This window comes from Dietzia sp. SL131, from assembly GCF_026672565.1.
In the GTDB taxonomy this organism is placed as follows: domain Bacteria; phylum Actinomycetota; class Actinomycetes; order Mycobacteriales; family Mycobacteriaceae; genus Dietzia; species Dietzia kunjamensis.
Map to the genome: position 1 here is coordinate 249,412 of NZ_JAPPRI010000003.1, position 21,479 is coordinate 270,890.

Here is a 21,479-nt window from a genome sequence, read left to right on the forward strand (position 1 = left end):
GACCTCACCCGGGGGTGAAGGCCCCTGCACCGTCGGCGCGGACCCAGACCCTGTCCCCGGCCGACTCGGCGCCCAGCGAGCTGAGGTCGCGGGCCCGGAACTTGAAGCTGGCCGTCCGTGGCAGCGCGGCGGTCATCCGGAGCAGCGACGGCCACTGTTTGGGCCCGAGGTCGGGTTGGGCGGCGAGGAAGTCGCCGAACCCGTCGGCCAGGGTCGAGGCGTCTGCTCCCTCGCGTGCCACCACCGCCGCGGCGACGGCGTCGCCGATGACGGCCGGACCGCGCACCGTCGCCGCCGGCACGGCGTACACGCCGACCTCGGCCACATCGGGGTGGCGCCGCAGTACGCGTTCGATCGGTGCCGCCGCCAGGTTCTCCCCGTCCACGCGCATCCAGCCACCGGACCGGCCCGCGAAGTAGACCCATCCGTCGTCGTCGACGTACGCGAGGTCACCGGAGTGGAACCGGCCGCCGCGCATCCTCTCGGCGTCGGCGGCGGGGTCGCCGTAGTACCCGGAGAACAGGCCCGGCCCGTCGGCGACCATCTCACCCACGGACTCGTCGGCGTTGAGCAGGACACCGGCGTCGTCGAAGCGGGCGCGGGGGCGCTCGTCCCCGGACTCCGGGTCGACGATCCGCACCCCGTCCGGCAGTGGACCGAGCGCGGCGTCGGGGGTCCCGGGCGTACGGGTGACGGAGATGCCGCCCTCGCTGGAACCGAACCCGTCCACCACGGTGACGCCGAAGCGCCGGGCGAACTCGCGACGCACGTCGGCGGGCGCCTCGTTGCCGTAGACCACGCGCATCGGGTTGTCGGCGTCGTCGGGTCGCTCGGGGGTGGCCAGGATGTAGGACAGTGGTGCGCCGACGTAGTTGGCGAAGGTGCATCCGTGTCGCCGGACGTCGTCGAGCCAGTTGGAGGCGGAGAAGCGACGCCGCAGTGCGATCGAGCATCCGGAGTACAGGGCGATCGGCCACGCCACCATCACGGCGTTGGAGTGGAACAGTGGCATCGCGCTGTACACGCAGTCGTCCGAACCGATCCCGAACCTCTCGGCGAGCATGCGGCCGGGCACGGAGATCTTGCTCTGCGTGATCCGGACGGCCTTGGGGTCGCCGCTCGTGCCCGAGGTGAACACCAGGGCGACGAGGTCGTCGGGGCCGACGGGCACGTCCGCCACCTCGGGGAGCGCCGCGCCGGCGTGCCGGTCGAGCAGTGCGGTCCACTCGGGGGAGTCGACGGAGACCACGGGCACGCCGGGGTCGAGCCCATCCAGGAGGGCTTCGTTGTCGGTGTCCGTGAGGATGAGCGCGCAGTCGGCGAGGGCCGCGTCGCGGATCAGAGCCTCGCCGCGTCGCGTGGGGTTGAGCCCGGCCACGACGAGCTCCGAGCATGCCGCCGCGCCGAGCAGGTGGAGGTACTCGGGTGTGCCGGCTAGGAGGAGGCCGATGTGCGGGCGTGACGGTGACGACGACGATGGTGACGACGACGAAGGCGGCGACGACGAGGTCATCAGTTCCCGAAGCGCCGCGATCCGCACGGCCACCGCGCCGACGGCGTCCGACCAGGGCGTGAGCCGGCCGTCGGACCAGATTCCGCGGTCGCCGACGGCGCGCAGGGCGTGCACCGCGTCGGCGACGGAGGTGAACGGCTGGGCGGCGACCTCCGCGATCGTTCTCACCGCGCCGCTCACGCCGAGTACTCCCAGGGGTCGCCCGCGGTGGCCAGCAGGTCGCCCAGGTCGAGCAGTTGCCGGGTGGCGCCGCCGAGGCGGCACTCGCCGGCCTTCGCGGCGAGGAAGTAGCGGTGGACGGGCTCGGAGCGGTCCAGCCCGACACCTCCGTGGACGTGCACGGCGGTGTGGGCGAGGCGGTGGCCGGCGTCGCAGGCCCAGAAGTGGGCGGAGGCCACCGCCGCGTGTGCGGTCGGGCCGGGGTTGCCGCTACAAGCGTCGAGTTCGTAGGCGGCGCGCAGGGTGCTCAACCGGACGGCGTCGACGTCGATGGACCCGTCCGCCAGACGGGCGGCGACGGCCTGGAACGTGCCGATGGGGCGACCGAACTGGTGGCGGGTGCTCGCGTACGCGGCGGTGCGCTCGAGAGCGGCCTCGATCACGCCCCACTGGTGGGCGGCAAGGTGGACGCGGCGGCGCAGGGCATCGAACTCGAGCGTCCCGGCGGCCAGCGCGGTGGCGTCACCTGTGTCACCGGTGACGAGCCCGCTGCACGAGTAGTCGACGGGGACCGTGCGTTCCACGGTGACCGCCGCGCCGTCCGACACGTGTACGCCGTCGGCCGACCTCCGGACGATCACATCGGCGATCGGCGCCCAGTCCACCTCCGGTACGGGGCCGGACCAACCGTCAGCGACGGCGGCGATCTCGCGCCCCTCCGCCACGGCGGTGGCGCGGTCGGTCCGCCCGGCCGCCTCGAGCAGGTGGGCCGCGCGGATCGCGGGGGACAGGGGGACCGGGGCGACAACCCGGCCCAACTCGCGTAGGACCAGGGCCTCGCCGATCACCCCCAGTCCGGCGCCGCCGAGCGACTCCGGGGCGAGGGCGGCCGGGACGCCGGCCCGGACCAGTTCCTCCCAGTAGCGGGCGTGGAACCGGGCGGTCCCGCGGTCGGTTCCGCCGGATTCGGTGCCGGGGCCGAACCGGGCGTCGAGTTCGCGCAGGGAGTCGTCGGTGACCAGACGCTCGCCCATGTCCCGGACGAGGGCGGTCAGCTCCGCGGTGGTGTCGTCGACGGAGAAATCCATGTCAGCGCTCCTTCCGGGCGGTGCTGGCGGACGGAGCGGGGGCGACGCGTGGCGCCGGGGGGCAGCCCCAGGCCGGCGGTGGCGATGATGTCGCGCTGCACCTCGTTGGTGCCGCCGCCGAAGGTGAGGATGAGCGCCGACCGGTGGAGGCGCTCGATGCGCCCGTGCAGTGCGGCGGTCGGGGAGTGGGAGCGCTGGTAGCCGCTCGATCCGAGGACTTCCATGAGCAACCGGTAGGCCTCGCACGCCGTCTCGGTCCCGTACACCTTGGTCGCCGACGCGGCGATGCGGGTGGGCGCGGCGGTGCCCGCGGAGACGATCTCCCAGTTGCGCAGGGCCAGGTACTCGGCCATCGCGTGGACGCGGGCCAGGTGGGTGCGCACCCACTCGTTGTCCATGACGGTGCCGGCCCCGGGCATGCCGACGTCCGCCGAGCGGGTGGTGCGCGCCCACTGCACGACCTGCCGCAGTGAGGCCTGCAGCGGCCCCGCCGAGGTCAGGGCGACGCGCTCGTGGTTGAGCTGGTTGGTCATGAGCGGCCAGCCGCCGTGCTCGGGGCCCACGAGGTTGCTCGCCGGGACCACCACGTCCTGGTAATAGGTGGCACTGGTGTCGGGGCCGGCCATCGTGTGGACCGGGGTCCACGAGAAGCCCTCGGCGTCGGTGGGCACCATGATCATGGAGATGCCCTTGTGGCGCTTGGCGTCCGGATCGGTGCGCGCGGCCAGCCAGATCCAGTCGGCGTACGCCACCAGCGACGTCCACATCTTCTGACCGTTGATCCGGTACACCTCGCGGCCCTCGTGCTCACCGGTCCCGGGCTCGCGGACCGCCCGCGTGCGGAGCGACGCGAGGTCGGTGCCGGAGTCCGGCTCGGAGTAGCCGATGCCGAAGTGCAGCTCACCGCGGCTGATCCGGGGCAGGAAGTAGTTCTTCTGCTCGTCGGAGCCGAAGGCCATGATCGTCGGCGCGACGGAGTTGATGGTGAGGAACGGCACCGGGACCCCGGCGATCGCGGCCTCGTCGGTGAAGATGAGTTGCTCGATCATCGGCCGGTTCTTCCCGCCGAATTCTTCGGGCCACCCCAGGGTCAGCCAGCCGTCTCGGCCCATCTCCGCGACGATCTCGCGGTACGCGTCGCCGTGCCCGTACTCGCCGGTGGTGGAGGTGAAGGCCTCGCGTCGTTCAGGGGTCATCAGTGCCGAGAAGTACTCGCGCAACTCGCCGCGCAGACGTTCCTGGTCGGTGGTGTAGGTGATGTCCATATGCCCTAAGCTCATCGGTGAGTGGAACACGTTCTAGTGTCGTGTCTCACATAGTATCCAACCATCTCGCGGCCATGGTGGCCGTGGGTGCGACCGAGGAGGACGGCATGAGGATTGAAGTCGATCCCGACCGCTGCGAGGGGCAGGCCGTGTGCGTCGGCCTGGCGCCGAAGGTCTTCGAGCTGAACGACGACGACGAGGTCGTGCGGGTGATTGTCGACCCGGTTCCCGAGGAAATGCAGAAGCGCGCACTCAAGGCTGTGGAGAAGTGCCCGATGGCCGCGCTGAAGGCCGCGGAGTGACCGCGGGGATGGGTCGGGAGAAGCTCGACGCGGACCTCTCACTCGACGGGCGGGTCGCCGTGGTCACAGGGTCCGGCTCGGGTCTCGGCGCGGCCGAGGCTGTCGAGCTCGCCAGGTCGGGCGCGGCCGCGGTGGTCATCAACGACATCCGCGCCGGTGAAGCCGCGGACGCGGTGATCGCGGACATCGAGGCGGCCGGAGCCAAGGCGGCACTCGTCGTGGGCGACGTCTCCGAGCGGGAGACAGCCGACGCCATGGTGGCCGAGGCCCTCAAGCTCGGTGGGCTGCACGTGGTGGTCAACAATGCCGGGATCACGCGCGACAAGATGCTGTTCAACCTCTCCGACGAGGATTTCGACGCGGTCGTGAAGGTGCATCTGCGCGGTCACTTCCTGCTCACCCGCAATGCGGCCGCCCACTGGCGCGCGGAGAGCAAGACGTCCGGGGGGCCGGTCTACGGCCGGCTTATCAACACCTCGTCGGAGGCGGGGCTCTTCGGCCCGCCCGGCCAGGCCAACTACGGCGCGGCCAAGGCCGCGATCACCGCGCTGACGCTGTCCGCGTCGCGGGTGCTGGAGCGCATCGGCTGCACCGCCAATGCTATCGCCCCTCGCGGTCGCACCGGGATGACGGAGGCGGTCTTCGAGCCCTGGGACTCCTCCGAGGGGCCGGATCCGCTCTCGCCGGGCCGGGTCGCGGACCTCGTGTCCTACCTGGCCTCGCCCGCTGCTGCGCACGTCACCGGTCAGCTGTTCGTGGTATACGGCGGGATGGTCGCGCTCGTGGAGGCGCCCGTCGTGGAGAAGAGGTTCGACGCGGAGGGTGGCGTATGGGACCGTCGCGAGTTCGCGGATGCGATCTCCGGGCACTGGTCAGGACGCCCGGAGGGCAAGTCCTTCTCCGCTGCGGAGATCATGAAGCTCTGAGTGGCGGGCCCGTCCCCGGCGTGATCGACGTCGATCGCGCCGGGGACGACTTATTGGTGTGTCGGGCGTGTTAGATTCCCCCGACGCGAGCTGGCGGGGGCACCGGTCGGGGGGATGGGGAAGCCCTTGTCAGATAGAACGCGTTCTAGATACTGTGTAATCGGGATCACACGAAACGGTCACTTGTTCAGGCCGGGGTAGTCCAGGCCACGGTGGCCGACCGCGCGTGGCCCGGGGGATGAAAGACAGGAGGGGGCGCCATGGCGAGGGTTATCGATGCGCCGCTCAGAGGGATCGGCGACTTCGTCGCAATGACGCTGGACACCTTCGTCTCCTTCCCGACGATCGTGCGACAGGGCCGGGAGTTCGTCGAGCAGTCCTGGTTCATCGCTCGGGTCTCGATGCTGGCCACCGTTCTGGTGGCGATTCCCTTCACGGTCCTGGTGAGTTTCACGCTCAACATCCTGCTGCGCGAGATCGGCGCGGCCGACCTGTCCGGCGCCGGAGCCGCTCTCGGCGCGGTGACGCAGGTGGGCCCCATGGTCACCGTGCTCATCGTCGCCGGCGCAGGCGCGACCGCCATCTGTGCAGACCTCGGAGCGCGCACCATCCGGGAGGAGATCGACGCGATGGAGGTGCTCGGCATCGATCCGGTCAAGCGCCTGGTGGTGCCCCGCGTCGCGGCGTCGACCTTCGTCGCCCTCCTGCTCAACGGGCTGGTGTGCACCATCGGCATCCTCGGCGGGTTCCTCTTCTCCGTGTTACTCCAGGGAGTCAACCCGGGGGCCTTCGTCAACGGCATCACGCTGCTCACCGGTCTCGGCGAGTTGATACTCGCGCAGGTCAAGGCCGGGTTGTTCGGGATGCTCGCCGGGCTGGTCGCCTGCTACAAGGGGCTCTATGTCCGCGGTGGTCCGAAGGAGGTCGGCAACGCGGTCAACGAGACCGTCGTCTTCGCGTTCATGGCGCTGTTCGTCGTCAACACCGTGGTGACCGCCGTGGGCGTCAAGGTCCTGGGGGCGTGAGATGACCGTCATCGAGACCACCCGGTTCCCGCGCCTCGCGCGGGCCCGGCACCACACCGCCGGCAGGATCGACGACTTCGGCGGCATCGCCCTGTTCTTCTGGCGAGCGCTGCTGGCCACGCCGCGGGCGCTCACCCACTACCGCAAGGAGACGCTGCGGCTCATCGCCGAGATCGCCATGGGTACGGGCGCGCTGGCGATGATCGGTGGCACCGTGGTGATCGTCGGATTCCTCACCCTGGCCACCGGCGGCGTGATCGCCGTCCAGGGGTTCTCGTCGCTCACTGACGTCGGAGTCGAGGCGCTCACCGGCTTTTTCGCGGCGTTCATCAACGTGCGAATCGCCGCACCCGTGATCGCCGGCATCGGCTTGGCGGCCACCATCGGTGCCGGCGCGACAGCCCAGTTGGGCGCGATGCGCGTGTCGGAGGAGATCGACGCCCTCGAGGTGATGGCGATCGATTCGGTCACCTACCTGGTCTCCACGCGGATCGTCGCCGGGATGATCGCCGTGGTGCCGTTGTACTCCCTCGCCGTCATCGCCTCGTTCCTGGCGAGCCGGTTCGCGACCGTGGAGATCTACGGCCAGTCCGGGGGCGTCTATGACCACTACTTCTCGACGTTCCTCATCCCCACGGACATCCTCTGGTCCTTCGTGCAGGCCATCGCGATGGCCATCACGATCATGCTCATCCACACCTACTACGGCTACAACGCGGCCGGCGGTCCAGCCGGAGTCGGCACCGCCGTCGGAAACGCCGTCCGCACGTCCCTCATCGCCGTCGTGACAGTGACCCTCCTCGTCTCGCTCGCCATCTACGGCGGAGACGGCAACTTCAACCTGTCGGGATAGGAGAGACGATATGGCGAGGACGGTGAGTCAGAGCGACACGACGCCCCGGCGGATCGCCGGTGCGGGACTGGCGCTCGTCATCGTCGTGGTGGTTGCGCTGTCCCTGCTGTTGTTCGTCCGGGCATTCGACAGCCGCGTGCCGCTGACGGTGCGCAGCGACCGCGCGGGACTGGTCATGGAGGCCGACGCCAAGGTCCGCTCCCGCGGCGTGGAGATCGGCAACGTCACCCGGATCATGCAGGAGTTCGACGGGGCGACCCTCGAGATCGAGGTGGACCCGGCCGCGCTCGAGGCCATCCCCTCCAACTCCCCGGTCACCATCGGGTCCAACACGATCTTCGGCGCCAAGTCCGTCGACTTCGAGCCCCCGGCCGACCCCGCCCCGACCCACCTCGAGAAGGGCACCGTGGTGCAGACCACCAGCGTCACCACCGAGGTCAACACCATGTTCGAGGAGCTGACCGACATCCTCACGGCGATCGAGCCCGAGAAGCTCAACGCCACCCTCGGTGCGATCTCGGGCGGCCTCGACGGGCGCGGTGACCAGATCGGCCAGACCATCACCGAACTCAACGAGTACCTGGACGAGATCAACCCGCAGATCGAGACCCTGCAGCGGGACCTGTCCAAGGGCTCGCGCGTGGCCCACCTGTACGCGGACGTCACGCCGGACGTCATGCGGGTCCTCGACTCGGGCACCGACGTGGGCACAAACATCCTGGCCAACCAGGCCCGCTTCGAGGCACTTCTGGCCTCCGCGATCGGCACCGGCGAGACAGGCAAGCGACTGCTGGCGGAGAACGGCGACGAGCTGGTAAAGACGCTGGCCGACCTGCGTGCGTCCACCAGCCTGCTGGCCGAGTACTCGCCCATGCTCACCTGCCTCATCGTGGGGCTCAACCAGGGGGTCGCCGGCGCCGGGCAGGCGTTCGGCGCGACCAACCAGTCCGGACTCGCGTTCCGGTCCGGGTTCCAGCAGGGCGTCAAGGCGTACGAGTACCCCAAGGACCTGCCCAAGGTGAACGCCAGTACCGGGCCCAACTGCTACGGGCTGCCGTTCCCGGACTCGGCGACGCACGCCCCGTTCGTGGTCACCGACACCGGTACCAACGTCATGGAGGGCCAGCCCAACGTGTTCACCTCCCGAGACAAGCCGCTGATGGGCCCGCTGCCGGAGCCGCAGCCGGGCGTCCCCGCGCCGCCGACGCTGCTGCAGCTCATGCTCGGCATGGACGGAGGTAACCCGTGAGCGCCGCCCGCGCCGCCGCGCGCGAGCTGAAAGCGACCACCGTCAAGCTCGGGATTTTCGCCACGGTCATGATCCTGGTCCTGGTGGGCCTGATCGTGGTGTTCAGCGAGTACCGTTCGGGCGATTTCGAGCGCTACAACGCCCACTTCGCCGACGTCTCGGGCCTGGAGTCCGGGGACAAGGTTCGCATCGCCGGTATCGAGGTAGGGCAGGTCCGCGGGATCGACCTCCAGGAGGCCAACACCGCGAACGTGTCGTTCACCGTGGCCGGCAACCAGGTGGTCCACCAGAGCACCGAGGCCGTGGTGCGGTACGAGAACCTCACCGGCGACCGCTACCTCGAGCTCAAGCGCGGCGAGGGCCTGCAGACCCCGCTCGAGCCCGGCGGGACCATCCCGCTGGACCAGACCGCCCCCGCACTCGACCTGGACGCCCTGCTCGGCGGCTTCCGCCCGCTGTTCAAGGCACTCGACCCGGCTCAGGTCAACCAGCTCTCGGAGTCGATCGTCAAGGTGTTCCAGGGGGAGGCCGGGACCGTCCAGGACCTGCTGGCCGCGACGTCGTCGCTCACCCAGACCCTCGCCGACCGCGACCAGCTCATCGGGGACGTGATCACCAACCTCACGTCCGTGCTCACGACGGTGTCCGAGAACCAGGAGAACGTGGACTCCATCGTCGACGACCTGCAGCAGCTCGTCTCCGGGCTGGCCACCAACTCGGAGCCGCTCGCCGAGTCGGTGTCCAGGCTCAACGACTCGAGCGCCAACATGACCACCCTCCTGTCGGACGTCCGGCCCTCCCTCAAGCAGGACATCGCCCAGGTCGACCGCGTGGCCACACTGATCAACGACGACGAGGAGTTCGTCGAGGGCGTCATCAACCGGCTGCCGTCCGACTTCGAGAAGATGAGCCGCCTCGGCGTCTACGGCAGCTTTTTCCAGTTCTACCTCTGTGGCGTGATCGTCGAGTTCACCAACCCGGTCACGGGCAAGAGCTCGTTCATGCCGCAGTATGAGCAGAAGACGGGACGGTGTGCGTTCCCCGATGAGTAAGAACAAGGACAACAAGCCACCCCGGGGGCAGCTGCGCTTCCGCGACCGCAATCCCAAGGCCATCGGCGTGTGGGGCGTGGCGGGCGTGGTGGTTCTCATGGCCGTCTCGCTGAACTACGACCGCATCCCGTACATCAACGGCATGCACGGGGCCACCGCCTACGTGGCCGACGCCGCCGGGCTCAACACCGGCGACGAGGTCCAGGTGGCCGGGATGAAGGTCGGCAGCGTCCGCAAGATCCAGCTCGACGGCGACAAGGTGCGTGTGCATTTCGACATCAGCACCAAGGTCGACCTGGGGAACGACACCTCGGCCCAGATCAAGACCGACTCGATCCTCGGCCGCCGGGCCCTGGCGGTGCTCTCCGACGGGCGCGGCGAGCTCGCCGACCGCACCATCCCGCTCGACAGGACCTCGGTACCGTATTCGCTGACCTCTGCGCTGGGGGACCTCAGCGACACGGTCGAGGCCATGGACACCGACTCCGTCCAGGACGCTCTCGACGTGCTGTCCGAGACCATGGAGCAGTCCTCACCGGAGGTCGCCGGCGCGATCGACGGCATCACCCGGCTGTCGCAGTCGCTCAACAAGCGCGACGAGGCGGTGTTGGACCTGCTGGACAAGGCGGCCGGGACCACGGACGTGCTGGGCCGCCGCAACGAGCAGATCAACCAGCTGATGGTGGACGGCAACACCCTGTTCACCGCGCTCGACCTGCGCAAGCGGGCGTTGAACGAGCTGGTGACCAACATCGACACGCTCGCCCAGCAGCTGTCCGGCGTCGTCCAGGACAACGAGGCGCAGCTCGGACCCGCGCTCGACAAGCTCGAGCGGGTCTCGGACCTGCTCATCCGCAACCGGGAGGACATCGACCTGGGCCTGCGTCGGATCGTGCCGTACTCCACGGCGCTCGGCGAGGCGGTCGCCTCCGGCCCGTGGTTCAACGCGTACGTGGTCAACCTCTCGCTTGGGCACTACCAGCAGACGCTCGTGCGTGACCTCATGCCGCTCATCGACGACCGTGTCCAGCCCGAGCCCGGGCTGGTCCGTGAGCCCACGATGCCCGGTGTCCCGGAGGCGACCCTGCTGGACGAGTTCCCCGGGTGGGGCGAAGGGAATATTCCGGGATGAGACGACTCCTTTCTCCGACTGTCCCCAAGGTGATCGCGCTGATCGCCGTGGTGGCCCTGGTCGCCGGCGGGGTGTGGTGGTTCTCCTCGCGCACCAAGACCATCACCGCGTTCTTCCCCACCACGCAGGGGGTCTACAAGGACGACACGGTCCGGGTGCTCGGGGTGCGCGTCGGCACGATCTCCGACATCACCACCGAGGACGGCATGTCGCGGGTGACCATGAAGGTGGACGAGAACGTGGCCGTCCCGGAGGACGCCAATGCGCTGCTCGTGGCGCAGTCCCTCGTCGCCGAACGGTTCATCCAGCTCACGCCCGCGTACACCGGCGGGGCCGAGATGCCGGACGACGGGGTCATCCCCATCGAGCGGACGGCCGTTCCGGTCGAGTGGGACGGCGTCAAGGAGCAGCTCATGAAGCTCTCCACGGCGCTGAGCCCGGAAAAGGGCGAGAAGACCGGCCCGCTCGGCGACTTCGTGGACTCGGCGTACTCCATGTTCGAGGGCAACGGTGCCGAGATCCGCGACGCGCTGTCCGAGGTCTCGCGGACCATGTCGCTTATGTCCGACGGGCGGGAGAACCTCTTCACCACGCTGAAGAACCTGCAGTTGTTCGTCACCGCGCTCTCGCAGAGCGAGGAGCAGATCGTCTCCTTCGGTGGGAAGCTCGCCAGCGTCTCGGAGGTGCTGAGCGGCCAGACCGACCAGATCGACGCCGCTCTGCGCGACCTCGACCTGGCGATCATGGACATCAACCGGTTCCTCGAGAACAACGGCGACCGCCTGTCGGTGGGCGTGGACAAGCTGGGCCAGGCCACCAAGGTGGTCCGCGACCGCCGCGCCGACGTGGAGGGCATGCTGCACGTGGCGCCCACCGCGATGTCGAACTTCTACAACATCTACCGGCCGTACCAGGGGACGCTGCACGGGATCCTGGCCATGAACCAGATGGCCAACCCGGCCAACTTCCTCTGCGGCGCGATCGCCGGCCTGGACAACAACACGTCGGAGTCCGACGCCGCACTGTGCGCGCAGTACATGGCGCCACTGTTCAACTCGCTGACCTCCAACTACCCGTACGGTCAGGTGACCCCGCCCATCACCCCGACCGCGGAGCCGGATCAGATCATCCAGGCGCAGCGTCCGGGCACCCAGACCCCGCCCGGCGTACAGCCGCCCTCGGCGCAGCCGGATCCGCTGGTCAACGTGGTCAACAAGGGTGACAACCTCACCGACACCCTGCTTCCGACGGGAGGTGCGTGATGGCCGAGGCAACCTCCTGCGACCGCGCGCAGCGGAACGGGCCGCGGCGTTCCCGGCTGCTGGTCGGCGGTGCGCTCGGCGCGGCCGTCCTGCTGGCCGGGACCGGCTGTACCTGGAACGGGCTCAACTCACTGCCCCTGCCCGGGGCGCAGGGCCACGGAGACGGGGCCTACCAGGTCACCATCGAGATGCCCGACGTCACCACGATCACGCGTAACTCGCCGGTGCGCGTCAACGACGTCAACGTGGGCTCGATCAGCCACATGGAGGTCGAGGACTACACGGCGATCGTCACGGTGACCCTCAACGGGGACGTGCGGCTGCCGGCCAACGCCCACGCCAAGATCGGGCAGACCAGCCTCCTCGGCTCGCAGCATCTCGAGCTGTTCCCACCGCCGGACGGAGGGGCGGAGGGCACGCTCGCGGACGGTGACGTGATCCCGATCGAGCGGGCGGGCGTTTACCCGACCACGGAGCAGACCCTCTCGGCCTTGTCGGTGGTGCTCACCGACGGCGGCCTGGCCCAGTTCTCGACCATCTCCGAGGAGCTCAACACCGCCCTCGACGGACGGCAGGTGGACGCCAAGGAGGTCATCGGTCAGCTGGAGACCACCGTCAGCGGTCTCGACGACCAGCGGGCCGACATCATCGCGGCCATGGAGGGCCTGGACCGCCTGGCCCGGCAGATCGACGAGCAGAACGACACCCTGGCCAAGGCGCTCTCGCAGATGCCCGCCGCGCTCGAGCTCATCAACGACCAGAAACAGGAGCTCACCACGGCCCTGGTGTCGCTGGGCGACTTCGGCCACAAGGCCAACCAGATCATCGATGCCGGCGGCGGGCAGAACCTCGTCGCGAACCTGGAGGACCTCGTCCCGGTCCTCGAGGCACTGGCCAACTCCGGGCGTGACCTCACCCAGGTGCTGAGCACGCTCATCACGTTCCCGTTCCCGCAGTCGGGCATCGACAACTTCCTGCGGGGCGACTACGCCAACCTGTACATCCACGCCGACATGTCGATGCCGCGTCTGAGCGAGACGCTGCTGTTGGGTACCGAGTTCGGTAACCGGATGGCGGGCCTGGAGGGCTACGTGGGACTGGCGCCTGGCTCGTCGATGGAGCCGGACCCGTTCGCGCTGGACGTCGCACCGGCCGAACCCGCCGAGCCGCCGGCCGGCGAGGCACCCGCGCCCACGCCGGACCAGTCCCCGGCACCGACCGAGGAGGCCCCCCGATGACGCGACTGGTCAAGATCCAGCTGACGGTCTTCGCCGTGGTGACGGTCGTGGCGCTCACCGTGATGGCCGTGGTCTACCTGCAGCTGCCGCGGGCGCTCGGCTGGAAGCGCACCGACGTGGCGCTGGAGATGCCGGACACCGGCGGGCTGTACGAGAACGCCAACGTCGCCTACCTGGGCAACACGATCGGCCGGGTGGACTCGGTGACGCTCAAGCCGGGCATGGTGGTGGCGAAGCTCTACTTCGACTCGCGGGCCGATGTGCCCGAGAACGTCCGCGCCGAGATCCGCAGCGTCTCGGCGGTGGGGGAGCAGTTCGTCGAATTCGTCCCCGAGGGGTCCCCCGAGGGCCGGCTCGCCGACGGCACGGTGCTCGGCGAGGACAGGGTGGACATGCCGCAGGGCATCGGCCCGGTGCTCGACCAGGCGACGGTGCTCATGGCGTCGATCGATGACGCCAAGATGCGCCGGGTGATCTCGGAGTCGTTCGACGCGTTCAACGGGTCGGCGCGCGACCTGCAACAGTTCCTGGATTCCGCCCAGCTCCTGCTGGAGGAGGCCAGGACGAACGAGGACGTGACGCGCAGGCTCATCGCCGACGCCGAGCCGGTACTCGACTCGCAGCTGGAGTCCGCGGATTCGATCCGGGCGTGGACCCGCAACGTCGCGGACATCACGGACCAGCTGCGGGAGAACGAGCCCCAGCTGACCTCGATCATCCAGCGGGGACCCGACGCACTGGGCCGGGCCACCAAACTGCTCAACGACCTCCAGCCCACTCTGCCCGTGCTGGTGGCGAACCTGGTGAGCGTCGGCGAGGTGGGCGTGGTCTACAACCGCTCGATCGAGCAGCTGCTGGTGATCTACCCGGCGCTGGTGTCGGCGCTGCTCACCGCCATCGACGGGGCCAGGGACACCGGGCAGATCAAGGTTGACTTCAACCTGCAGATCAACGAGCCCCCTCCGTGCACCACGGGGTTCCTGCCCGCCGAGGACCGGCGCAGCCCGGCGGATCTCACGGTGCCGGCGCAGATCAACGGGATCTACTGCAAGATCGCCAAGGACTCGACCATGACCGTCCGCGGTGCGCGCAACCTGCCGTGCATGGAGTTCCCGGGCCGCACCGGCGCCTCCCCGGAGGAGTGCCGGGCGGACGACTTCGTCCCCCAGGGCATCAACCCGCCGAACACCAGTGAGGTGGGACCGCCCGGGGACAATCCGAACGCCTGGAACGTGGTGCCGTCGGGCGCCACCGCAGGTCAGGAGGGGACCACCTCGGCGGCCGTGTACGACCCGTCTACGGGCGAGTACGTTGGCGCGGACGGCGCCGCGTACCGTCAGTTGGACCTGGGCGCCGACAGTCGGCTCGACAAGGACGCCGACCTGGCCGCCATGATGACGAATGGAGTCGCGTAGTGCCACAGCCAGACCAGGCCTCCACCGACGGTGGGAGGGCCGGGCTGATCACGGCTGCGGTGATCGCCGCGATCTGCCTGGTCCTGGCGCTCGTCGCCACTGGTTTGTGGCTCAGCGAGCGCAACCAGGCGGCGGACGTCCGGGCGGACCGGGCCTCGCAGGCCGAGCTCGATGCCGCGTACCGGGACACGGCCGTCAACGTCATGACCAAGCTGATGACCATCCGGCAGGAGACCTTGTCGGAGGACGTCGACGAGATCGTGGGCCTCATCGAGGGCGACTTCTCGGAGCAGTTCGCCCCGCGCCGCGACTCGTATGAGGACGTGGTGACCACTACCAAGGTCGTCGCCGACGGGATCGTGTCCGCGGCGGCGGTCGAGAGCGCCTATCCCGACAAGGCGGAGGTGATCATGGCCATCGACCAGTCGATCGGCAATCCCAAGGCCGAGGAGGACCAGGAGCGCCAGTACCGCGTCCGCGTGACGGTCAATCGGCATGACGACGGCGTGATGAAGGTGTCGGGGGTGAACTTCATCCCGTGAGCGACGGCGTGCGACAGGACAAGAAGAAGATCGACGACGACAAGACCGTCCACTCCGTGGACTCCGGCGCCACGAACGCGGACGCCGCAGTGGGCGTCTCTGGCGGCAGAGGCGGTGACGTGCGCCGGGCCCGCCGCGCCCAGCGGGAGGCCGAGCGTGCGGCCAGGGCCCAGCGCAAGGCTGACGCGGCCCGCGAGCGGGCGATGGAGGCCGCCCGGGCGGGGGGCCTCTTCGAGGGCATGCAGCCCGGCGCGGGGTCGGCAGGCCCGGCGCCCGCCGGTCAGCCTGCCGGCGCAGGCGCGCCCACCGGTCCGCGCGCCGAGGCGGGCTCGCCCGGCGACCGCGCCCCCGGCACCACCACCGGCGCCTCGGCCTCCTGGGCATCCTCCACCGCGGCCGCATCCGCGGACTCCGGCCGCGAGCCGATGGACCCCGCCCGCGCGCGCGTCCTGACCCGGGTGCTGGCGGTGGCCTCGGTGGTGCTGCTCGTCGTCGCCGGCCTGGCGACCTGGCAGTACGTCGAGGCCCGGCAGGACACGGCCGCGGAGGAGTCGATCGCGAACGCCCCCGCCGCGGCCACGGACGCAGCACGCGAGGTGGCCACGCAGATGTTCACCTACGATCACCGGACCGTGGACGAGGACCTGGCCGCCGTCCGCGACAAGCTCGTGGACCCGGCGCTGAAGGAGTTCGTGGAGCAGTCCATGCCCTCGGTCTCCTCGGCGGCCAAGCAGCAGGAGGCCACCGTGTACGCGACGGTAGCCGCCGCCGCGCCGCAGGAGGTCGTCGATCAGGACAACGTCACGGTGCTGGTGATGCTCAACCGGATGGTCTCCACCAAGGAGTCACCGGAGGCGGCGAGCTCGGCGTCGCGGCTGAGCTTGAAGATGCAGCGCAACGGCGACACTTGGAAGCTGGCCGAGCTCAACGCTCTGTAGTCCGGCCCGCCCGGCTGACCGCCCGGTGAAGCCGGCGCGGCCGGTCGCCGACGTCGTCGGCCCGCCAGGGTCGGCGCCGACTCAGGGAGTGTCTCCCAATCGGCGTAGTCAGGTGAGGATTGCGCAGGGGGTGACGGCGGCGCGGTAGGTGATCGCGGGTTTGTCGTAGTGGGTGGCCCGCGCTCGTCATTGCTTGGCCGGTGCGAAGGAGCGCTCGACGACGTTTCGGTCTTTGTAGAGGTCGGCGTCGAGTTTCGGGGGTCGGCCACCGCGGTTGCCGCGGCGTTCGCGAGCGGCGATGGTGTCGTTTTTCTCCGGGATGACAGCGGCGATACCGCGACTGCGGAGCTGGCGGCGGATCGTGCCAGACGAGTGGGCCTTGTCTGCGATCACCGCGTCGGGGCGGGTGCGGGTTCGGCCTCGGCCGTGGCGTGGGACGTGGTTGTCGGCCAGGACTTCGGCCAGCATCGCGCCGTCGTTTCGTTGCCCACCGGTGATCACGTTCGCCAGCGGTCGGCCGCGGCCGACCGCTGGCACGTGCAGGATGCGATCCCAGGTCCCGTCCCGGGCGTAGCGGGCGTGGCGCTTCCATACGGTCTGCCACGCACCGAAATCCTCGCGGGGTAGGTCCCGCCAGGGAATGCCGGCGCGGTTGCGGTAGATGATCCCCTCGACGACCTTGCGTTTGTCGCGAAACGGATGCCCCTGCCGCCCTTCGTTGGAGGGCGGCAGGGGCTCTATCCGCTCCCACTGCTCGTCGGTGAACTGGCGAAATCGTGACTTCGTCTGTCCTATACGGCCACGGTCTCGCGGGTCACCGCTCAGCTATGGGAGACACGCCCTAGTCGTCGTTGTCGTTGTCGTTGTTCTGCTGGGCTGCGCCCGTCCCGTCGAGGGTATTGAAGAACCGGCGGGCCCACGCGTGGACGTCGTTGCTCAACACCTGCCGACGCAGTGACCGCATACGGCGCCGACGGTCCTTGGGGGAGTCGTCGACGGCGGCCATGATGGCGTCCTTGACCCCGTCGAGGTCGTGCGGGTTGCACAGGTACGCCTGGCGTAGCTCCGCGGCGGCGCCGGCGAACTCGCTGAGCACCAGGGCGCCCTCGCCGTCGGTGCACGAGGCCACGTACTCCTTGGCCACCAGGTTCATGCCGTCCCGCACGGGCGTCACCAGCATGACGTCGGCGGCCGCGTAGAACGCCGCCAGTTCCGTCTTGGGGACGGGCCGGTGGATGTAGGTCACCACGGGGTGCCCGATCTCGCCGAACGTGCCGTTGATGCGGCCCACCGACTCCTCGATCCGCGACCGCATGATCTGGTACTGCTCGACCCGCTCGCGGCTCGGCGTGGCCAGCTGGAGGAGGGTCACGTCGGCGGGCTCCAGGCGCCCCTCCTCGAACAGCTCCTCGAGCGCGCGCAGGCGGACGTCGATGCCCTTGGTGTAGTCCAGACGGTCCACGCCCAGCAGGAGGACCCGCGGCGAACCCAACTCCTCGCGCAGGCGGGCGGCGCGGGCCTGGGTCTCGCGCGTGCGGGCGGTGGCGTCCACGGCCGCGGAGTCGATGGAGATGGGGAACGCGCCGACACGCACCATGCGGTCGTCCACCCGGATCTCGGAGGCGCGGCCCCGCGTCGAGCGCAGTCGGACGGACGGGTAGCCGCGCAGGCGGTTGGCGAGGATCCGGAAGTTGTCCGCTCCGCCGGGCAGGTGGAAACCCACCAGGTCGGCGCCGAGCATGCCCTCGACCAGCTCGGTGCGCCACGGTAGCTGCATGAACAGTTCGACGGGCGGGAACGGGATGTGGAGGAAGAACCCGATGGTCAGGTCGGGGCGCAGCTCGCGCAGCAGACAGGGCACCAGCAACAACTGGTAGTCCTGCACCCAGACGGTGGCACCCTCGGCGGCGGCCTCCGCGGTGGCCTCGGCGAAACGGGTGTTGATCTCGCGGTAAGCGTTCCACCATTCGCGGTGGTACTCGGCCGGCACCACCACGTCGTGGAACAGCGGCCAGAGGGTGGCGTTGGAGAAACCCTCGTAGTAGAGCTCGACGTCCTGGGCGGACAGGGTGACCGAGTGGAGGCGGATGCCGTCCGTGTCGAACGGTTCGGGGGCGGCGTCGGGGACGCCGGGCCACCCCACCCAGGCGCCGTCGTTGGCCTTGAGGATGGACTCCAGCGCCGTCACGAGACCGCCGGGGCTGGCCTTCCATTGTTCGGTGCCGTCCCGGTCGATGACGAGGTCCACGGGGAGACGATTGGCGACGACGACGAAGTCGGCACCTGCTCCGGTGGACGTCTGCCCGGTACCGCTCGTCATCGGTTGCCCCCTCGCGTGGATCGCTGTGGTCTGGTTACTCGGCGTCCGCCGTCACCTGCGGCTCCGGACCGATCCCCAGCATGTCGAGGAGCATCCGGCACTCGTCGGCGTCGGCCGAGTACGAGGCCACGACCTTGCGGGCCATGTCGGCGGTCTCGTCCGCGACCGGCTCCAGGTCGTCGAGCTCGGGTTCTTTGCTGGCGGCGGCGGATGCCATCGGTGTCCTCCTGTGATCGGTGGGGGGCGCGCGCCCTGTTCGGGCGACATCGTCCGCTGCCGATCCTACGTCACCCGTCCGCGGCCGCCGACCGGCGCAGATTGCGGGTCACCCACTCACCGAACACGATCCCGGCGGCCAGTGCCACCGCGATCGCCAACGCCTGGAACATCAGGCCCAGACCGATACCCGTCTGGTCGCTCGTCAGCGCCGACAGGCCGCGGTACACGGACAGGCCCGGCAGGAACGGCGTGATCCCGGCGATGGTGACCACCAGCGGCGGGACGGTGGCGATACGGGCGAGGATGCCGCCGATCAGGCCCATCGTGCAGGCCGCGAGGGCGGACCCCACCACCACGCCCAGCCCGGTGGCCATGACCGCCTGGAAGATGAGCATCCCGATCGCGCCGACGGCCGCGGCGAGCCAGGTCGCCCGCACCGTCGCATAGCTCGCCACGGCGAACCCGGCGGCGCCCACGCCCGCGGCGAACACCGCGATGTGCACCGCGGCGTTGCCGGCGATGGCCGGGTCGATCGGGGGTGGGGACATGCCGAGGCGTTCGAACGCGGCGAGCGCGATCGTGATCCCGCCCAGCACACCGCCGGTCATGACCATCGTCTCGACCCCTCGCCCGGCAGAGGTCACGGGGAACCCGGTGATGGCGTCCTCGATGGCGCCGACGAGGGTGAGCCCGGCGAGCAGCACGATGATCCCGGCCGCGACCAGCTGGGACGGTTGGACCTCGATGAAGTTGTTGCTCACGGCCACGTATGCGGCGAGGGCCCACGCGGCCGCGATGAACCCGCCCACGACCTGCTGAAAGAAGCTCGGGAGTCGGTGGCTGTCCAGGTAGCGGTTGGCGTACATCAGGGCGAACGTCGAGACCATGGAGATGAGGCCGGCCAGCGGGCTACCCCCGAGCTGGATGACGACCGCGCACCCCAGCATCGCCCACCCCAGGACCGCGACGCGGAAGGAGTGCGGGTGCGGGGAGGCCACGATCCTCTCGACCTCGGCCGTGGCCTGGTCGACGGTGAGCTGACGGCGCACGATGAGGTCGATGAGACGGGACACGCGGGTCACCCGTGTCATGTCGACGGTGCGGTAGTTGACCACCCGGATGACCGAGATCGGCGGTCGGCCGCGACGTCGGTTGACCCCGATGGTCAGCGACGTGAAGGTGACCTCGACGGTCGCGCCCGGCAGGCCGAACGCCGCCGCCACGGACTCGGCCTGGGCGACGGTGTCCGCGGCGCCCTCGCCGGAGGACAGCAGGATCCCGCCGATCTCGAGGGCGAGGTTGAGGACGTCGGTGACGGCGCCGTCGTCGTCGAGGTCGACCGGCGCCATGGGGGACAGCGGGGGCTCGACCGCAAGGTCCATGGCGGACTTGCGCAGTCCCATCCACGCCAGTGGTCGGGTGAGCGGTGCCGGTGCGTCGCGGGTCTCCACGGTGCACACCGTAGTCAAGAGCCCCGACGGTGGCCGGGTTAGGATGACTGGCGGGCCGCGGCGGTGTCGCCGCCCGTGCTGGAGTGGCGCAATTGGTAGCGCACCCGACTTGTAATCGGGCGGTTGCGAGTTCAAGTCTCGTCTCCAGCTCAACTATCTGCGGTGATAGCGACGTCGGTCCGGTTTTGGGGTGTCCACCACCCCAAAACCACCCCTAAACTGTTGGGTAGTGATCGGGTGGCGATGGACACACTGTTAACGCCGTCGCATGTCGAAGCAGGCGAAACGCTTGGAGCGGATGAAGTCGCGGCCCCAAGACGTTCCATACAGTGACCTCTTCGAGATCTGCGTGGAGTACTTTGGGGAGCCTAGGCAGAACAAGTCGAGCCATGTCGTTTTCAAGACCCCTTGGCCGGGAGACCCTAGAGTGAACATCCAGAAGGGGTCGAACGGTAACGCGAAGCCCTACCAGGTGCGACAAGTCTTGAAAGCGATCGCGAAGATTCAGGAAGGAGGCTGACATGCCAGTATCTCACGTGCACTACGAGGTGGGTTGGTCTGAGGAAGACGGGGAGTGGGTCGCCACCTCGCCTGAGTTCCCATCGTTGTCTTGGCTGGCAGAGACCCCGCAGGATGCAATCGCCGGTTACATCCGTATGGTGCAGGATGTTATCAACGAGCTCGAGACTGAAGCCTCCAGTCAGAACCGAGTGCTAGCAGCCTGCTGAGTCCAGTGAGCACGAAGTGGCCCCGCCAACGAACTGGCGGGGCCACTTTTATGCGCTCTTCGGCGCAAGCCCGTCTAGGGCGGTGCGCAGGTCAGGGGCGGCGTGAGCCTTGTGAATGTAGTGCGTCGCCGTCACACGAGTCCCCGAGTGGCCTAGTGTCGTGCGTGTGAAGTAGTTTTACAGTTGGGTTTGTGAAATCATGGGGCATGGCGAATCGACCTGCCCCGGCATTGATGTTGCGTCCCGGCGATCGCGAGAAGCTTGAGAGAATGACGCGCTCGCAGTCGATGTCGGCAGGCATGGTGCAGCGAGCTCGCATCGTGCTGCTGGCTTCGGAGGGCCGGCGTAATGCGGAGATCGCCGAGTTGGCCGGGGCGTCGCGGCCGAAGGTGAACCTCTGGCGGTCCAGGTACGAGGACAAGGGCATCGGGGGCCTGGCTGATGAGAAGCGTTCTGGTCGGCCGCGCACGATCGATCACGCGGAGATCGTGACGGCGACCTTGATGCCGCCGCCGAAGTCTCTGGGCGTGACCCACTGGTCGTCGCGGCTGCTGGCGTCCCGGTTGAAGGTCTCGGCCTCGACGGTGGTCACGGCGTGGCGTGCCTACGGGATCAAGCCGTGGCGCTCGGAGTCGTTCCGGTTCTCCACCGATCCTGAGCTGGTCGGCAAAGTCACCGACATCTGCGGCCTGTACCTGGCGCCGCCGGAGAACGCGATCGTGTTGTGCGTGGATGAGAAGTCCCAGATCCAGGCACTGGATCGTACGGGCGTGTCAGATGGTCTGTGTGAGTTGATCCGGAG

19 protein-coding genes, 1 tRNA gene and 2 pseudogenes are annotated in these 21,479 nt (G+C 69.2%); 14 read left to right on the plus strand and 8 right to left on the minus strand.

Annotated elements, in window-relative coordinates; all coding sequences use genetic code 11:
* Positions 1-4: 4 nt before the first annotated feature.
* The 3 genes from OVA21_RS01840 to OVA21_RS01850 are packed head-to-tail and all read right to left on the minus strand — an operon-like array spanning position 5 to position 4,025.
* A complete protein-coding gene (locus OVA21_RS01840; RefSeq protein ID WP_268091656.1) occupies positions 5-1,693 on the minus strand; it encodes an AMP-binding protein in 1,689 nt (562 codons plus the stop codon).
* Positions 1,690-2,760 (minus strand): acyl-CoA dehydrogenase family protein, encoded by a 1,071-nt coding sequence (locus OVA21_RS01845; RefSeq protein ID WP_268091657.1) that lies wholly within the window; start codon positions 2,758-2,760, stop codon positions 1,690-1,692. The genes OVA21_RS01840 and OVA21_RS01845 overlap by 4 nt, the downstream gene beginning before the upstream one ends.
* Entirely contained in the window at positions 2,724-4,025 is a 1,302-nt protein-coding gene (locus tag OVA21_RS01850; protein ID WP_268091658.1) for an acyl-CoA dehydrogenase family protein, read from the minus strand. Before OVA21_RS01850 ends, OVA21_RS01845 begins: the two co-directional genes overlap by 37 nt.
* Before the next feature lie 107 nt (positions 4,026-4,132).
* On the opposite strand from OVA21_RS01850, the gene OVA21_RS01855 reads away from it, so the two are divergent.
* The 12 genes from OVA21_RS01855 (at position 4,133) to OVA21_RS01910 (ending at position 15,959) form a co-directional block, all read left to right on the plus strand.
* On the plus strand, positions 4,133-4,327 hold the full coding sequence (locus OVA21_RS01855; protein ID WP_132062613.1) for a ferredoxin: 195 nt from the start codon (positions 4,133-4,135) through the stop codon (positions 4,325-4,327).
* An 8-nt stretch (positions 4,328-4,335) separates the two neighbouring features.
* Positions 4,336-5,253: a 3-oxoacyl-ACP reductase gene (locus OVA21_RS01860; protein ID WP_132062795.1), complete on the plus strand. Its 918-nt coding sequence runs from the start codon at positions 4,336-4,338 to the stop codon at positions 5,251-5,253.
* 260 nt (positions 5,254-5,513) lie between these two features.
* Positions 5,514-6,278, plus strand: coding sequence for an MlaE family ABC transporter permease (locus OVA21_RS01865; RefSeq protein ID WP_096906016.1), 765 nt, complete (start codon positions 5,514-5,516; stop codon positions 6,276-6,278).
* 1 nt (position 6,279) lies between these two features.
* Positions 6,280-7,131: an MlaE family ABC transporter permease gene (locus OVA21_RS01870; protein WP_132062611.1), complete on the plus strand. Its 852-nt coding sequence runs from the start codon at positions 6,280-6,282 to the stop codon at positions 7,129-7,131.
* A gap of 10 nt (positions 7,132-7,141) precedes the next feature.
* Positions 7,142-8,380: an MCE family protein gene (locus OVA21_RS01875; RefSeq protein WP_132062609.1), complete on the plus strand. Its 1,239-nt coding sequence runs from the start codon at positions 7,142-7,144 to the stop codon at positions 8,378-8,380.
* The gene (locus tag OVA21_RS01880; RefSeq protein WP_132062607.1) at positions 8,377-9,432 is read left to right on the plus strand and encodes an MCE family protein; all 1,056 of its coding nucleotides are present in this window, start codon (positions 8,377-8,379) and stop codon (positions 9,430-9,432) included. Before OVA21_RS01875 ends, OVA21_RS01880 begins: the two co-directional genes overlap by 4 nt.
* A complete protein-coding gene (locus OVA21_RS01885; protein ID WP_132062605.1) occupies positions 9,425-10,564 on the plus strand; it encodes an MCE family protein in 1,140 nt (379 codons plus the stop codon). Before OVA21_RS01880 ends, OVA21_RS01885 begins: the two co-directional genes overlap by 8 nt.
* Entirely contained in the window at positions 10,561-11,826 is a 1,266-nt protein-coding gene (locus tag OVA21_RS01890) for an MCE family protein (protein ID WP_132062603.1), read from the plus strand. Before OVA21_RS01885 ends, OVA21_RS01890 begins: the two co-directional genes overlap by 4 nt.
* A complete protein-coding gene (locus tag OVA21_RS01895; protein WP_132062601.1) occupies positions 11,826-13,064 on the plus strand; it encodes an MCE family protein in 1,239 nt (412 codons plus the stop codon). Before OVA21_RS01890 ends, OVA21_RS01895 begins: the two co-directional genes overlap by 1 nt.
* Positions 13,061-14,479 (plus strand): MCE family protein, encoded by a 1,419-nt coding sequence (locus tag OVA21_RS01900; protein ID WP_132062599.1) that lies wholly within the window; start codon positions 13,061-13,063, stop codon positions 14,477-14,479. The genes OVA21_RS01895 and OVA21_RS01900 overlap by 4 nt, the downstream gene beginning before the upstream one ends.
* Positions 14,479-15,021: a hypothetical protein gene (locus OVA21_RS01905; protein ID WP_132062597.1), complete on the plus strand. Its 543-nt coding sequence runs from the start codon at positions 14,479-14,481 to the stop codon at positions 15,019-15,021. The genes OVA21_RS01900 and OVA21_RS01905 overlap by 1 nt, the downstream gene beginning before the upstream one ends.
* Entirely contained in the window at positions 15,018-15,959 is a 942-nt protein-coding gene (locus tag OVA21_RS01910) for a hypothetical protein (RefSeq protein WP_227022171.1), read from the plus strand. Before OVA21_RS01905 ends, OVA21_RS01910 begins: the two co-directional genes overlap by 4 nt.
* A 186-nt stretch (positions 15,960-16,145) precedes the next feature.
* On the opposite strand, the gene OVA21_RS19300 is transcribed toward OVA21_RS01910, so the two are convergent.
* From OVA21_RS19300 to OVA21_RS01930, 5 genes and pseudogenes are all read right to left on the minus strand, one after another.
* The gene (locus OVA21_RS19300) at positions 16,146-16,496 is read right to left on the minus strand and encodes a transposase (protein WP_386850671.1); all 351 of its coding nucleotides are present in this window, start codon (positions 16,494-16,496) and stop codon (positions 16,146-16,148) included.
* An 18-nt stretch (positions 16,497-16,514) separates the two neighbouring features.
* Positions 16,515-16,784 (minus strand): annotated as a pseudogene (locus OVA21_RS19305) (transposase); the annotation flags it as partial.
* 16 nt (positions 16,785-16,800) lie between these two features.
* Positions 16,801-18,279: an alpha,alpha-trehalose-phosphate synthase (UDP-forming) gene (locus OVA21_RS01920; protein WP_268091659.1), complete on the minus strand. Its 1,479-nt coding sequence runs from the start codon at positions 18,277-18,279 to the stop codon at positions 16,801-16,803.
* Positions 18,280-18,313: 34 nt separating this feature from the next.
* Positions 18,314-18,496 carry a hypothetical protein gene (locus OVA21_RS01925; protein WP_067711921.1) on the minus strand — a complete coding sequence of 61 codons (183 nt, stop codon included), beginning with the start codon at positions 18,494-18,496 and terminating at the stop codon, positions 18,314-18,316.
* Positions 18,497-18,566: 70 nt separating this feature from the next.
* On the minus strand, positions 18,567-19,949 hold the full coding sequence (locus tag OVA21_RS01930; RefSeq protein WP_241504344.1) for a threonine/serine ThrE exporter family protein: 1,383 nt from the start codon (positions 19,947-19,949) through the stop codon (positions 18,567-18,569).
* Between the two features lie 77 nt (positions 19,950-20,026).
* On the opposite strand from OVA21_RS01930, the gene OVA21_RS01935 reads away from it, so the two are divergent.
* A tRNA-Thr gene (locus tag OVA21_RS01935) sits at positions 20,027-20,099 on the plus strand.
* 811 nt (positions 20,100-20,910) lie between these two features.
* Positions 20,911-21,444 (plus strand): annotated as a pseudogene (locus OVA21_RS01945) (IS630 family transposase); the annotation flags it as partial.
* Between the last annotated feature and the right edge of the window lie 35 nt (positions 21,445-21,479).